At 43.1% G+C, this 13,117-nt stretch carries 13 protein-coding genes and 2 tRNA genes; 8 read left to right on the top strand and 7 right to left on the bottom strand.

The features are described from left to right. Nucleotides 1-11 precede the first annotated feature (11 nt). The 6 genes from DW657_RS11860 to DW657_RS11835 all read left to right on the top strand — a co-directional run bounded on the left by DW657_RS11860 (nucleotide 12) and on the right by DW657_RS11835 (nucleotide 3,477). Nucleotides 12-85, top strand: a tRNA-Pro gene (locus tag DW657_RS11860). A 40-nt stretch (nucleotides 86-125) separates the two neighbouring features. After that, nucleotides 126-199, top strand: a tRNA-Pro gene (locus DW657_RS11855). A gap of 76 nt (nucleotides 200-275) precedes the next feature. Continuing rightward, nucleotides 276-845: an AAA family ATPase gene (locus DW657_RS11850; RefSeq protein WP_117663737.1), complete on the top strand. Its 570-nt coding sequence runs from the start codon at nucleotides 276-278 to the stop codon at nucleotides 843-845. 58 nt (nucleotides 846-903) lie between these two features. After that, complete coding sequence (locus DW657_RS11845) at nucleotides 904-1,263, top strand: CidA/LrgA family protein (protein ID WP_089544142.1); 360 nt, start codon at nucleotides 904-906, stop codon at nucleotides 1,261-1,263. Beyond that, nucleotides 1,260-1,952 carry an LrgB family protein gene (locus tag DW657_RS11840; protein WP_089544141.1) on the top strand — a complete coding sequence of 231 codons (693 nt, stop codon included), beginning with the start codon at nucleotides 1,260-1,262 and terminating at the stop codon, nucleotides 1,950-1,952. Before DW657_RS11845 ends, DW657_RS11840 begins: the two co-directional genes overlap by 4 nt. An 85-nt stretch (nucleotides 1,953-2,037) precedes the next feature. Then, nucleotides 2,038-3,477, top strand: coding sequence for a right-handed parallel beta-helix repeat-containing protein (locus DW657_RS11835; protein WP_118312662.1), 1,440 nt, complete (start codon nucleotides 2,038-2,040; stop codon nucleotides 3,475-3,477). A gap of 100 nt (nucleotides 3,478-3,577) precedes the next feature. On the opposite strand, the gene cdd is transcribed toward DW657_RS11835, so the two are convergent. The 3 genes from cdd to DW657_RS11820 all read right to left on the bottom strand — a co-directional run bounded on the left by cdd (nucleotide 3,578) and on the right by DW657_RS11820 (nucleotide 6,375). Further along, on the bottom strand, nucleotides 3,578-4,060 hold the full coding sequence (gene cdd, locus DW657_RS11830) for a cytidine deaminase (RefSeq protein ID WP_089544139.1): 483 nt from the start codon (nucleotides 4,058-4,060) through the stop codon (nucleotides 3,578-3,580). Nucleotides 4,061-4,136: 76 nt separating this feature from the next. After that, the gene (locus DW657_RS11825; protein ID WP_089544138.1) at nucleotides 4,137-5,426 is read right to left on the bottom strand and encodes a M64 family metallopeptidase; all 1,290 of its coding nucleotides are present in this window, start codon (nucleotides 5,424-5,426) and stop codon (nucleotides 4,137-4,139) included. A gap of 91 nt (nucleotides 5,427-5,517) precedes the next feature. Then, nucleotides 5,518-6,375 carry a glucosaminidase domain-containing protein gene (locus DW657_RS11820; protein WP_369973476.1) on the bottom strand — a complete coding sequence of 286 codons (858 nt, stop codon included), beginning with the start codon at nucleotides 6,373-6,375 and terminating at the stop codon, nucleotides 5,518-5,520. 147 nt (nucleotides 6,376-6,522) lie between these two features. On the opposite strand from DW657_RS11820, the gene DW657_RS11815 reads away from it, so the two are divergent. Then, a complete protein-coding gene (locus DW657_RS11815; RefSeq protein WP_089544136.1) occupies nucleotides 6,523-6,912 on the top strand; it encodes a 2-amino-4-hydroxy-6-hydroxymethyldihydropteridine diphosphokinase in 390 nt (129 codons plus the stop codon). Between the two features lie 44 nt (nucleotides 6,913-6,956). Here the strand turns inward: DW657_RS11815 and nrdG are convergent, their stop codons facing one another. The 4 genes from nrdG to DW657_RS11795 form a co-directional block, all read right to left on the bottom strand. Then, nucleotides 6,957-7,472, bottom strand: a complete 516-nt coding sequence (nrdG, locus tag DW657_RS11810) for an anaerobic ribonucleoside-triphosphate reductase activating protein (protein WP_117663732.1) — start codon at nucleotides 7,470-7,472, stop codon at nucleotides 6,957-6,959. Nucleotides 7,473-7,477: 5 nt separating this feature from the next. Beyond that, nucleotides 7,478-9,700: an anaerobic ribonucleoside triphosphate reductase gene (locus tag DW657_RS11805; RefSeq protein WP_117663731.1), complete on the bottom strand. Its 2,223-nt coding sequence runs from the start codon at nucleotides 9,698-9,700 to the stop codon at nucleotides 7,478-7,480. A 350-nt stretch (nucleotides 9,701-10,050) separates the two neighbouring features. Beyond that, the gene (gene coaW / locus DW657_RS11800) at nucleotides 10,051-10,890 is read right to left on the bottom strand and encodes a type II pantothenate kinase (protein WP_089544133.1); all 840 of its coding nucleotides are present in this window, start codon (nucleotides 10,888-10,890) and stop codon (nucleotides 10,051-10,053) included. A gap of 92 nt (nucleotides 10,891-10,982) precedes the next feature. Beyond that, the gene (locus tag DW657_RS11795) at nucleotides 10,983-12,449 is read right to left on the bottom strand and encodes a DASS family sodium-coupled anion symporter (protein WP_089544132.1); all 1,467 of its coding nucleotides are present in this window, start codon (nucleotides 12,447-12,449) and stop codon (nucleotides 10,983-10,985) included. Nucleotides 12,450-12,696: 247 nt separating this feature from the next. Between DW657_RS11795 and DW657_RS11790 the strand changes: the two genes are divergently transcribed. Continuing rightward, entirely contained in the window at nucleotides 12,697-12,981 is a 285-nt protein-coding gene (locus DW657_RS11790; protein WP_089544131.1) for a hypothetical protein, read from the top strand. Nucleotides 12,982-13,117 lie beyond the last annotated feature (136 nt).

Genomic DNA, 13,117 nt, shown 5'->3' with positions numbered 1-13,117 from the left:
TCTAGTATAAGCGGGGTGTAGCGCAGCCCGGTAGCGCTCCTGTTTTGGGAACAGGTGGTCGCAGGTTCGAATCCTGTCGCCCCGACTTATCAAATCATTCTGAAAGTAAATTGCTCTAGTATAAGCGGGGTGTAGCGCAGCCCGGTAGCGCTCCTGTTTTGGGAACAGGTGGTCGCAGGTTCGAATCCTGTCGCCCCGACTTTAGAAAGCTAAGAAGAATCAAATCTTCTTAGCTTTCTTGCTTTATATACGTTAAATTTAAAATTTATACTATCATGATTATTACGATTGCGCGCCAATGTGGATGTGGCGCAGTTCGGGTAGGCAGACTGCTTGCAGAACATTATGGTATTCCGTTTTATACCCGTAAGAATTTGATGGAAATGGCGGAAGAGCGTGGAGTCTTGGATGAAATGGAAGCTTTCTTCGATGAAGATCCTGTTGACGAACTGCTCTTTTCAATGTCTTCCCTGGGTGAGAATCAAAGATTACTCACAGAAAAACCTCTTCGTGTCTTGGCTGATATGATAGGACAGGAGAATTGTGTCGTTATCGGGCGTTGTGGCAATTACATCTTCCGTGAACGCAAAGACTTGGTGTCGGTGTTCCTCAAGGGTGATGTAAAGGCTCGTATTGCGGAGATCAAGGAGGAGCAGAAGCTTTCTTATGCTGAGGCGGCTGAGTTTGTGGAACACGTAGATGATTGCCGTGTGGCTTATCATAGTTACTATACCGGGTTGACTTGGGGAAATGCCAACGATTACGACGTTTGCCTGGATACGGTTCGCTTGGGTGTAGAGAAAACGGCGCAAGCGATTGTTTCTTATGCGGAAGCAGTTTTGTAAGTTTGGCTTATTGGTGATAAAGATGCTTACTTAATTTTTAAAGTAATTTGTATTTAGGATGAAACTTTTAATTCAGTTTTTAATTATCATAGCGTTCTCTTTCGCAGGAGAATTGCTCCATTATCTGTTGCCGTTGCCGATACCTGCCAGTATTTATGGTATTGTCTTGTTGTTCGCGGCATTGGAACTTAAGGTTATCAAGGTGAAACATATAAGGGAAACCAGCAGTTTCCTCATTGCCGTAATGCCAGTGATGTTTATTCCGGCAGCTGTGGGACTCATCGACTCATGGCATTCTATTGCCAGTGCATGGTTGCAGTATATTGTTGTGACTGTTGTCAGTACTTTTGTGGTGATGGCTGTTTCTGGATGGTTCACTCAGTTTGTTATCAAAAGAGGAAAGGAGGCAAAAAAATGATTTCCTTGTTTCAGGATTCTGTCTTTTTTGGTGTTTTGATCAGTTTGGCTGCTTACGCCATCGGATTGCTTTTGAAGATTAAAACAGGATGGTCTTTGATGAATCCGTTGCTGATTTCCATCATTTTGGTTATTTGTACCTTGCTGATTACGGGAGTAGATTATAAGACTTACAATGCGGGTGCCAATATCATCAGTTATCTGCTTACCCCGGCTACCATCTGTCTGGCAGTTCCGCTTTATCAGCAGGTAGAATTGCTGAAGAAGAATTACCGTGCTGTGCTCATTGGTATCTTGTCGGGTGTCTTGGCAAGTCTCTGCTCTGTACTTCTTCTGGCTTTGGTGTTCCACTTCGACCATGCAGCCTATGTTACATTCTTGCCAAAATCCATCACCACAGCCATCGGTATTGGTGTTTCTGAGGAATTGGGTGGTCATGTTTCTGTAACGGTTGTCGTAATCATCATTACAGGTGTGATAGGCAATATCTTTGCAGAGAAGTTTCTCAAGCTGCTTTGTATCAAGGAACCTATTGCCAAGGGTATTGCCATCGGTTGTTCTGCTCACGCCTTGGGTACGGCTAAAGCTATGGAGATGGGTACTATTGAAGGTGCAATGAGTAGCTTGTCCATCGTGGTTTGTGGTGTGATGACCGTAATAGGTTCTTCTATCTTTGCTATGTTTATGTAGCAGGATATTGGTTTTCTTGGAAAACTGCTAACCTGAGAAAGGTTAGAGTAATACAATATTTAATCCCTTTTTCCGTTCTATAAATATGAAACGGAAAAAGGGATTTTTTTATAATATCATTATCGCTTGTATGGCTTCTGTAGCGATGGCTGGTTGTGCTGATGAGGAGAGCTTTTCTTCGTCACGTTCTCACTTGCTCGCGTTTTCTGCAGATACAGTAAGCCTGGATACTACGTTCTCGAATGTGCCTACACCTACTCGAAGCTTTTGGGTGTATAATCGTTCGGGAAAGTCGCTGCGTTGTTCTACTGTCAGACTGGAAAATGGTAACCAGACGGGATTTCGGGTAAATGTGGATGGCTTGTTCCTAGGATCGGCTGCCGGCTATCAGACTCAGGATATAGAGGTGAGAAAGGGCGATAGTATTCGTGTTTTCGTAGAACTTACTTCGCATCAACAATATCAGAATTCACCTCAGTTAGTGGAGGATAATCTGCTCTTTACATTGGAAAGTGGGGTGCAGCAGAAAGTAAACTTAAAAGCTTACTCCTGGGATGCTGTTTTATGCAAAAACCTTCGAATCGGGAAAGATACTACGATTCAGTGCAACCGCCCTGTTGTTGTGTATGGCGGAATGGTTGTTGATAGTCTCGTAACGCTATCTGTTGGGCCTGGTACGCATTTCTATTTTCATGAGAATGCCGGACTTGATGTTTATGGTTCGTTGTGTATCTTGGGAGAGAAAGATAAAGAGGTGGTGATGCGGGGAGATCGTATGGATAATATGTTCGACTATCTTCCTTATGATCGGACGCCTGGTCGGTGGCAAGGTATTCATTTCATGTCTTCTTCATCGGATAATGTTATCAGCTATGCTGACATCCACAGTGCTTATCACGGTATTAGGGTAGAACCTTGTTCGGATGTCACTCGTCAGAAGTTGCTTTTACAGCATTCTACCATTCATAATTGTCAGGGATATGGTCTTTCCGTTGATTCGGCTAAGGTGCAGTTGTATAATTGTCAGTTATCCAACACCTTGAATCATACCCTTTATGCAAAGGGTGGTGATGTGGAAGTGAACGGATGCACCATAGCCCAGTTCTATCCTTTTGATGGACGTCGTGCCACAGCTATAGGTATTGTTCCTCCAATTCTAAACTTGAAGGTCGTGAATTCTATAGTTACAGGATATCATGATGATGAGGTGGTATGGACTTCACCGAAGAACGGTGAAGTATGTAATTTCAGTTTCGATCATTGTGTACTTCGTACAGAAAAGATGAATACTGAAGATAGTTTGAAATTTACGAATACCATATATGAGAACTTAAAGGATACGACTCAGTTTGGGGAGAAACATTTCCGATTATTTGATACGGATAATTTGAAGTATGATTTCAGGCTTCGCAAGGAATCGGCTGCCATAGGAGTGGCTGATGCTGCTACTTCATTTCCTACTGACCGACGGGGTGTTCTTCGTGATGATAAACCGGATGCGGGCTGTTATGAGTTTGATGAATAACATAAAACAGAAAAATAACATAAAAGGCACGAATTCCTGGGGGATTCGTGCCTTTTTATATGTTTGTATGAATACTAATCTGAAGAAATAATCCAAAATCTTATTCTTTCATATTGGCATCTACGAATGAGAATGGAAGCAAGTCCTTAATGCTGTGAAAGCAATAGGTGCAGTTTTCTCCGTAAAGCAAGATACGAACGGGTTGCTGATATCGGTCTTCCATCTCTAGTATTACCTGCCTGCATGCGCCACATGGGGAGATCGGGCTTTTGAGGAAGCCATTCTCGTTGCGGGCAGCTATGGCCAGAGTCGTGATAGCTTGCTCTGGATAGTTGCTTTGGGCTCCGAAGATGGCACTGCGTTCAGCGCAGAGACCGGATGGAAAGGCTGCATTTTCCTGATTGGCTCCAATTACGATTCTGCCATCAGCCAACAGGCAGGCTGCACCTACATGAAAGTGGCTGTAGTTGGCATAAGAATTATTGGTGGCCTCCATGGCTTTCTTTACCAATTGCTGCTCAATGTCGCTCAGTTCATCTAACTGAGCAACCTGATACTGGATGTTTAAGGATTGCTCTTTCATAAGCGATTGGTGTTTATTTCATTAATTATTATTGTTCTTGGATAATGGGAGCTTGGGGCTCCTGATTCCTCTCTATCTATTTGGTGTAAAAGTCGATGATGTCTTGTAGAGCTTTCTTGCATACTATGCAGAACTCTGGTGTCTCGTTGATGCGCATACGGCAATCTTGTACACCGCGATACACTCCCTTTGGACTATAGCCTGCACCTTCAAAAACACCAACTTTGCTTACTGCCTCTTTCGCCTTTTTAGAAAGTGGGGTAGGAATCTTTGTACCCTTCTTGATCATATCTTCCCATTTTCCGTGAAAGTTTGCCAATGTGGTGATATTTTTTTCCCATGGCTCAACATCATGAGGATACATCGGTACCTGCTCGCTCTCATAGGCATATTCGTCAGCAAGTCCGGCAAAAGAATGACCGAATTCATGCACTACAACAGGCTTAAACCATTTCTGGTGGCAGGTGGTGAGATTGTAGGAATTGAGAATTCCGCCTCCACCATATCTTGTAGAATTAACCAATACGATGATATGTTCGTATGGGGTGCCAGCCAGACAGTCGTGCAGGTCTTTGAGATGAAGTGTGGTGAGGTATCTCTCACTATAGAATGTGTCAAAATGTGAACTTAAAGCAGTTTTCTTCCATATACCCTTGCCAGGTTCGCTTGTGCCACTTTCAAGAGATGCTGATTTTACTGCAACTACATTGAACCTGTCTCTCATACTCTTGAAAGGTTCGTGATTAAAAATGGCTTCGTTTGCTTCTTTTGCATCCTGAAGGAATATTGGCATTTCCTCTTCCGTATAACCTTCAGCTACGTAGGCGATGTGGATGCAGCGGGTAGTATCAGCTGCTTGCTGCAAGGTCTCGTATGGCGTTGGTTTTTCGCCCTTGTGGTGAATCAGAATGTCGCTTGGTGCAACTTGGTGAGTGAGAGAGGTCATGATCTCACGACGGTTGTTGCGCAAGTCGAGTGTCACATCAATAGTGTCCTTAGGCATCGGTACGAGGAATACATTCTCGAAACTCTTGGTGTTGCCGGCAGACTCTGGCTCTGAGAGCCATTCCTGAAACAGGGTAGAGAATGAGTTACGATAAATAACCTTACCTGTGCGATGATCTTTAACTATAATCTGACCATTGCCTTCTACTGGTAGCTCACTGAGTCGCTGTTTCTTTCCATACCATCGAGGCATTACGTTTAGCTCATCTACAGCTATCATCTGCTGGGTTTTGTTGCCGGCAAAAGTATAGTCTATTCTCAAAGTCTTGTCAACGAAATAGTCGTCGAAATTCTGTGCTTGCATGTCACTTGGCAACATCATTATTGCCAGAGCTGCTAGAGATAAAATGTTCTTTTTCATTTCTTATCTTGTATTTTTTTGTTTTCTATTTATATAGTATGGTAATGATAGCCTTTTGGGGGCGATGAATGAGTTTTTATACTGCGAGTGATTATCTCACTCGCAGTCTGTCTCCAACCTTGACCTGGTAGCTAGGATCGAGCTTGTTCATCTTGTAGAGGTACTTGATGCGGATTCCGTATCTTTGTGAGATGGTGTACATACTTTCTCCCGGTTGCACGATATGAGGACGTTTCTTGTACTGCTTTGGAGCCTTCTTGCGCTTCTTCTTCAAGTAGATAATATCCCCCTTGTGCAATACCGTATGTTTGTCGCGCTCGTTATATCTTGCAAGTTTACGCCAGCTGATTTCTACTTCCTTGCCCAGTGTCTTGAAGGTGTCACCTTCTCTGGCTATCAGGTAATAGTTGTCATTGAACTTCTGGATAGGGTGTAATATGCCTTGCGCATTGACGGGTTGGTCTGTGCCGCTATGTGTTGCCATAAATCGATCATATCGCTTTGCTTTGTCATAATCGAAAAGTTTATAGAGTTCAATGATTTGTATCAGTTTATTGGCATATTGTGGATTTGTCGCATATCCGCATTGTTTCAAACCTCTAGCCCAGCCTTTGTAATCGCGCTGGTTAAGTTCAAACAGGCGGGCATAGCGTGGTTGCCTAGCCAGAAATTTGCTATGATCCTCATAGCTATCTCTGGCATCTTGATATACTCGGAAACATTCGCCTCTGGCATCGTCATCGTGGTATTGGGTTGGACCAGCCCAGTTGTGGCATTTGATGCCAAAATGGTTGTTACCTTGTAAGACCAGTACACTCTTGCCTGCTGCACTCTCAAAGAGTCCCTGTGCCAAGGTGATACTGGCTGGTATACGATAGCGAAGCATCTGCTCGATGGCGAGGTCCTTATACTGATTGATATATGTCTGATAGGTCTGATTCCATTTCATCTGTGCTTGAGATGGAGTGCAGATGAGTAAAAGAATACCTATTATATACGTTTTTATTCTATTCATAGTGCAAAAATAACAAAAAAAACGGATAAACGATACTTAATTTAAGAATTTTTACTAACTTTGCACTGAAATTATAAAAATATGAAAAGTAAACGAGTAAAAATAGTGATAGCGTTGGGTTCTAATGTTGATCAGGAGGCTCATATTCTGAAAGCAAAGAAATGGCTTGAGGCTACTTTCGAAGATATGACTTTTGGTACTTCGCTTTGGACGGAGCCTATCGGGTTGTCATCAGATAAATTCCTAAATACTCTAGGAGTTGGCTATACTAATGTCAATATGGAACGAACCTTATTGGCAATCAAAAACATAGAGCGTAAATGCGGAAGGAGGGTTGCTGAAAGTAGAAAGGGTATTATTGCTGTAGATATTGATTTGTTGCTTTTTGATTCAGAACGCCTGCATGAAACGGATTGGAACAGAGGTTATGTGAAAAATCTACTCCAACAATTGGGTGTATCTATAGATTGAATATATAGTTCAAAAAGTAATATCCTATCCCGGGCTTTAAAATTTTAAAGCTCAGGATTCGGATTGTCCTTAGTGAGGTGAAGTTCTACTACTTCGCCTAGAGCCAGGGATTTTTGTACGTTGATAATACGCTGGTTGCTGCTGCCACGGAAGAAAAGGTCCTCGTCCCGAAGGTCTTTCATGAATGGGCCATCTACCAATACATCTATCAACTTCAATAATTCCAGCTGTTTTGGATTCTTCAGTAGATTCTCATATCTATAACCGGTAAAGCACCAGATATCTTTATCGCTTTCTGACCGAATGGCGCGCGCCAGTTCTGCAAAGCCTTCCGCCTGATACATCGGATCACCTCCTGAAAAGGTGACGTTGGCGAAAGGATCTTCCATAATTTCTTTCAGAATGTCCTCTGTAGAGGTCATTGTGCCATGGTTGATGTCCCAGGATTGAGGATTATGGCAACCGGGGCAGTGGTTAGGACAGCCGGCACAATAGATAGAGGTCCGGAATCCCGGACCATCTACCATTGTGTCGTGCACTATACTTAAAATACTAATCATTTATCTTATTTTTGTGGGGTGTCAATGTGGGTGACACGATCGTGAAGCTCTGCAAGTTTACCGCTGTTCCAACGGTCGGTTGTTCCCACCAAATAACCTGTGATGCGCTGTAGCTTATCTATGTGATGGCTACCGCATTTTGGACATACTTCAAGGTTGGCATCCGCATTCTCGTATCCGCAGTCGAGACAGCGGTTGCGATTGTGGTTTACTGAACCATAGCCCATATTGTATTTGTCCATCATATCTACTACGCTTGAAATGACTGCTGGATTGTGAGTAGCATCACCGTCAATTTCTACATAGAAGATGTGACCACCACGGGTTAGATTGTGATATGGCGCCTCGATCTTTGCTTTTTTGAGGGCTGTACACTTATAGTAAACTGGTACGTGGTTACTATTGGTGTAGTAGTCACGATCGGTAACTCCAGGAATAATGCCAAACTGCTTGCGGTCCTTCTTGGTAAATTTACCGCTCAAGCCCTCTGCTGGCGTAGCCAGGATGGAGTAGTTGTGGTGGTACTGCTCGCTGAACTCGTTAGCTCGGTCACGCATATAAGTAATAATCTTCAAGCCTAAATCCTGTGCTTCTTCACTTTCACCATGGTGGTGACCGATGAGTGCTACGAGGCATTCTGCAAGTCCGATGAAACCAATACCCAGTGTTCCATGATTGATAACGCTCTCGATAGTCTCTTCTGGCTTCAAGTCTTCTGCTCCTACCCAAAGATATTTCATCAACAATGGGAACTGTTTTGCCATCGCTGTTTTCTGGAACTGGAAGCGCTCATCGAGTTGCTTGGCGGTAATGTCGAGGATGTTGTCCAGTTTTGCAAAGAACATATCAATACGCTGTTGCTTGTTCTCAATGCCCATACATTCGATGGCAAGCTTCACGATATTGATAGTTGAAAAGCTCAAATTTCCACGTGCAATACTGGTCTTCTCGCCCCAACGGTCTTCGAATACACGGGTACGGCAACCCATAGTAGCGATTTCCCACTTGTAACGCTCTGGATCATCAGCGCGCCATTTCTCATTCTGGTTGAATGTGGCATCGAGATTCAGGAAGTTAGGGAAGAAACGACGGGCGGTTACCTTGCAAGCCAACTGATAGAGGTCATAGTTTCGATCCTCCTTCAGGTAGTTAACGCCACGCTTCTTCTTCCAGATCTGGATAGGGAAGATTGCTGTTTCTCCATTTCCTACACCTTCGTATGTACTGAGCAGAATCTCTCGCATAATACAACGACCTTCAGCACTTGTATCTGTACCATAATTGATAGAAGAAAATACAACCTGATTACCGCCACGAGAGTGGATTGTGTTCATATTGTGAATGAATGCCTCCATTGCCTGATGTACTCTGTTTACGGTCTTGTTGATGGCATGCTGCTCCAGGCGCTCTTTACCTTCCAAGCCTGTCAGGTCTTTCACTAAATAGTCGTCAATATCAATATTGTAGAGGTCGCTGAGATCTTCTCCTGTTAGCTTTTCCAGATTCTTTACCTCTTCCTGGTACGACATACGTACGTATGGGGCCAGATAGAAGTCGAAGGCAGGAATTGCCTGACCTCCATGCATCTCGTTCTGGCAAGTTTCTAGAGAGATACATGCTAATACGGCTGCAGTTTCGATACGCTTAGCAGGACGGCTAGAGCCATGGCCTGCTGTGAAACCATGCTTGAGGATAATATCCAATGGGTGCTGAACACAAGTCAAACTCTTGGTTGGATAATAGTCTTTATCGTGGATGTGGATGTAGTTATGTGTAACGGCGTCGCGTACCTCCTGGGAAAGGAGATAATCGTCAACGAATGGTTTAGTGGTTTCTGAAGCAAATTTCATCATCATGCCAGCTGGAGTGTCAGCATTCATATTGGCGTTTTCACGGGTGATGTCATTGTTCTTTGCATTGACAATACTCATGAATACGTCACGGGTCTTAGCTTTTCTGGCAATGTTTCTCTGGTTACGATAGGCAATATATTTCTGAGCAACATCTTTGCGGGCACTCTTCATAAGTTCCAGCTCGATGGCATCCTGGATGGCTTCTACGCTCATCTGGCTCTTGCCGCGATATGCGATGTGGTCAGTGATTTGCTCTATTAAAGAGGAGTCTTCCCCCTTATCGGTATGTAACATGGCTTTGCGTATGGCAGCCATGATTTTTTGCTCGTTGAAACCAACGATGCGTCCGTCACGTTTAACTACAGTTTGAATCATTTCTTGTGTTACTTTTATAATTGATATTTAAATTGCTTGATACTAAGTCTTTATACTTGAAGGTGGCTATAAATACCATCTTTTCGACAATGCAAAGATAAGAATTTAAAATGAAAGTTGTACGTTTTGGACAACTTTTCTTGTGTTAAAAAATATTAAGTCGTTGAGTATCAGGTGTTTGAAAAATCGTTTTGGGAAACTTGTTCTAAGAGCGGTTTCCCAAAATGATTAATCTGTTCAGTTTCAGCGCATTGTGGTGTTGTGCCTTTTATGTAGCTTGGTGTTGTGGTGTTGTGCGCCGTTTTGTAACTTGCTCCTTCTTGATATGAAGGTATGGTTTGACCCTGCTTTTAAGATAATTCGGTCTTGTTTTTATAGTCTAGTGCAGCACCTATGGCAGTGCAGAATTCTGAATATTTAGGGATTCTGAATCTTACACCATAGAGTTTTTCCATAGCAGGGAATACTTCTCTGCATTGTGGTAAAAGTGTCAGGTTGCCTATCATTACAAAATCTTTGATGCCTGATTCTAGGGAGGAGAGTATGGTTGCTGAGCCGATGCTCTGTAATACCATCCATATAAGCCCCATTGCTATGTCTTCACGGGAGGCGTTGGCTTTGGCATTACTGAAGAGCGATGCTGTTGCATTCATGGGAAGTCCAGGTAAAGGTTTGGCGCTGATGTCTCCTATTAGCAGATTGATTTTTGATACATCACCGTTTTTGGCAAGGTTTACAATCTGCTTGATGTCATCGGTCTTGAGCATAATTCGGCTCAGGCCTGCTAGTGTTCCTCCACCAATACCAATGCCGCCGATGTGTTTGATCTCTTTGCCGTCGCACTTTACGAGGGAGGTTCCTGTGCCCATACTTACCACAATCATACGCTCAAGCTTGCTTTCGTATCGTGCACCGAGTCCATCGGCAACAAACTCTTCGCTCTTCGATGTAGGCAGACCATAGATTCGTTCATCAATGTAAGCAGAACCTACACCGGTGAGCATAACTTGTTCTACCTCGTCGAGGCTAATTTTGTTGTCGTGTAAATATTTGCCAAAAGCTCCATATAAGGAGGTGATAGGGTCGGTGGCCTTGATGCGAATAGGGCTGATAACCATCCCGCTCTCGTCTATTCCTACTATCTTTGTAGTAGAAATGCCGACATCTATTCCAATAACTATCTTTTTCATGGGTGCAAAGTTACGGTAAAAAGAAGACACTGCAAAATAAAAACGAGTTTATTTTGCAGTGCCGATATTTAATACTTCTTAAAATATCTTTTTTACATAAAGCCAAGACGGCAGAATGTGATGAGTACAGCATAGCCGATTACCATACTTAGTACGCCCACGGTAAGACCAGCTTTCACCATGTCTGTCTGTTGGATAAGACCGGTGGAGTAGGCAATGGCGTTTGGTGGAGTAGAGATTGGAAGCGACATTGCGCAAGAGGCTGCTACTGCTACGCCTATGAGGATAGTTTGGGTTCCTCCTATAGAAGTCAACTTGTCGCCCATTCCTGAACATACTACGGTAAGGATCGGGATGAGCAGGGCGGCAGTTGCTGTATTTGAGATAAAATTACTTAGTATGAAGCAAACTAATCCAGAGATCACCATAATTACTAATGGGTTAAACTCAGCGAATGGGATGCTGTTTACTGCATTTTCTGCTAAGCCGGTTCCATTCATGGCGAGACCGAGAGCAAAACCACCGGCAACCATCCAGATGACGGCCCAATCTATATCTTTCAGGTCGCTGGCTGTTACCACGCCGGTAAAGGCAAAAACGGCAATTGGAAGCATAGCCACAGTGTTGGCATTGACACCTAGTTGCTTGCCACATACCCAAAGAAGGATGGTAAGGAAGAATGTGGCACCTACAACTATAGTACGCCAATTGTGACTTATATTGCCATCGATTTTTAATTCTATAGTCTTTTGTGAGAATGGGAACATCTTGCGGATGATAAACCATGCGCAGAAAAGCATGATGATAACCATCGGAGCCATAATTGCCATCCATTCTCCAAAACCTATTCCGAGGTTCAAGCCTGCGGGGTCATTGAGAACCTTGTAGGCAAAAGCATTAGGAGGAGTTCCGATAGGGGTTCCCATACCACCGAGGTTAGCTCCGATAGGAATGGCCATAGTCAGCGCTACTCTTCCTTTTCCGTTAGCAGGGAGCGACTTGAATACTGGGGTTAGGAAGGTAAGCATCATTGCAGCTGTGGCCGTGTTGGAGATAAACATGGAGAAAATACCGGTGATGAGCATAAACCCCAATAGTACGTTTTCCGAGCGCTTGCCGAATGGGGCAATCAATGTTTTTGCCATCAGTACGTCAAGACCGCTTTTGGTAGCTGCGATGGCTAGTACGAAACCTCCCAGGAAGAGTATGATTGTTGGATCGGCGAAACATGCCATTACACCTTGGTAGTCCAATAGCTTGCCGTACTCTCCCTCTGAACCTTGCATGACGGCAAAAGCCGAATCGGAGACGAAGAATAGCAGTACAAAAATGATAACTACTGAGGTGGCCCAAGCTGGAATTGCTTCTGTGAGCCATAGCATCACTGCCATTACGAATATGGCGATTACACGTTGTTGTACAACAGTGAGACCCTCGATTCCAAAGCTGTCGATGGGTAAGTTCCATACCAGAATTGTGGCTAAGGCTGTGATGAGAAACATCAGAGCCTTCTTTCGATTGAAGTCACCTGTCAATACTTTCTTTACAGTTTCTTGCATTTTCTCTATGTTTTTATGGTTATACTTTTATTGTTAGTGGGGAAGTGTCATATGTAAATGGCGTTCCTTTGCTGCAAAAATACACAATATTTTTGGATTATCAACAAATAATTGAGAAAAACGATAAAAAAATAACCTTTTTCTGCAAAAAAACGGGAGAAAGTGAACTGCTTTACGTTTTTTTTTCTTATATTTGCAGAAAAATAGCGATAGCAGTTATCGTTTTAACCGATTAAAGTTTATTATCATGAGTCAGTCAGTATTATTTTTTATCATCGTTTTGGTGATTGTGTTTGCGGTCATGGTGTCGTCTTACTTTCATAAGCGTCATCATGAGTTTAATATGGGAGATATTGAGAAGGCTGTGCGCGGAGCATATCCCGCAGGAGTGCGTTCTATTACGAAGGACGAACTTGTAAAGGGGGTGAAAAAGCACTTTCATTGTTCTTCTAAGGATGCACATTATATTATAGGTGTGGCAAGACGAAAAAAGTTGGTAGATATTGCAGCTAATCATGTCACCTTGCTTTGATTTGTTTATACGCTTACGAATATATATAATAAGGTGAAGAGTGATTTTTATGAGTTATAGATGTTTATAACTGTTAAAAATCAAAGGAAAAAGCGATTTTCTTCTCAAAACATTTGGTGGAATGAAAAATAGTTAG

Source organism: Prevotella sp. AM23-5, assembly GCF_003473645.1.
In the GTDB taxonomy this organism is placed as follows: domain Bacteria; phylum Bacteroidota; class Bacteroidia; order Bacteroidales; family Bacteroidaceae; genus Prevotella; species Prevotella copri_A.
Note: the sequence above shows the minus strand (reverse complement) of the source record. Positions and strands in the feature narration are given on the sequence as shown.

Excerpts from the sequence above, each read along its gene's own strand:
- DW657_RS11825 (WP_089544138.1), bottom strand. The coding sequence starts at position 5,426 with ATGAAAAAGAACATTTTATCTCTAGCAGCTCTGGCAATAATGATGTTG.
- cdd (WP_089544139.1), bottom strand. The coding sequence starts at position 4,060 with ATGAAAGAGCAATCCTTAAACATCCAGTATCAGGTTGCTCAGTTAGAT.
- DW657_RS11850 (WP_117663737.1), top strand. The coding sequence starts at position 276 with ATGATTATTACGATTGCGCGCCAATGTGGATGTGGCGCAGTTCGGGTA.
- DW657_RS11820 (WP_369973476.1), bottom strand. The coding sequence starts at position 6,375 with ATGAAATGGAATCAGACCTATCAGACATATATCAATCAGTATAAGGAC.
- DW657_RS11845 (WP_089544142.1), top strand. The coding sequence starts at position 904 with ATGAAACTTTTAATTCAGTTTTTAATTATCATAGCGTTCTCTTTCGCA.
- nrdG (WP_117663732.1), bottom strand. The coding sequence starts at position 7,472 with ATGATTAGTATTTTAAGTATAGTGCACGACACAATGGTAGATGGTCCG.
- DW657_RS11815 (WP_089544136.1), top strand. The coding sequence starts at position 6,523 with ATGAAAAGTAAACGAGTAAAAATAGTGATAGCGTTGGGTTCTAATGTT.
- DW657_RS11835 (WP_118312662.1), top strand. The coding sequence starts at position 2,038 with ATGAAACGGAAAAAGGGATTTTTTTATAATATCATTATCGCTTGTATG.
- DW657_RS11805 (WP_117663731.1), bottom strand. The coding sequence starts at position 9,700 with ATGATTCAAACTGTAGTTAAACGTGACGGACGCATCGTTGGTTTCAAC.
- DW657_RS11840 (WP_089544141.1), top strand. The coding sequence starts at position 1,260 with ATGATTTCCTTGTTTCAGGATTCTGTCTTTTTTGGTGTTTTGATCAGT.
- DW657_RS11790 (WP_089544131.1), top strand. The coding sequence starts at position 12,697 with ATGAGTCAGTCAGTATTATTTTTTATCATCGTTTTGGTGATTGTGTTT.
- coaW (WP_089544133.1), bottom strand. The coding sequence starts at position 10,890 with ATGAAAAAGATAGTTATTGGAATAGATGTCGGCATTTCTACTACAAAG.
- DW657_RS11795 (WP_089544132.1), bottom strand. The coding sequence starts at position 12,449 with ATGCAAGAAACTGTAAAGAAAGTATTGACAGGTGACTTCAATCGAAAG.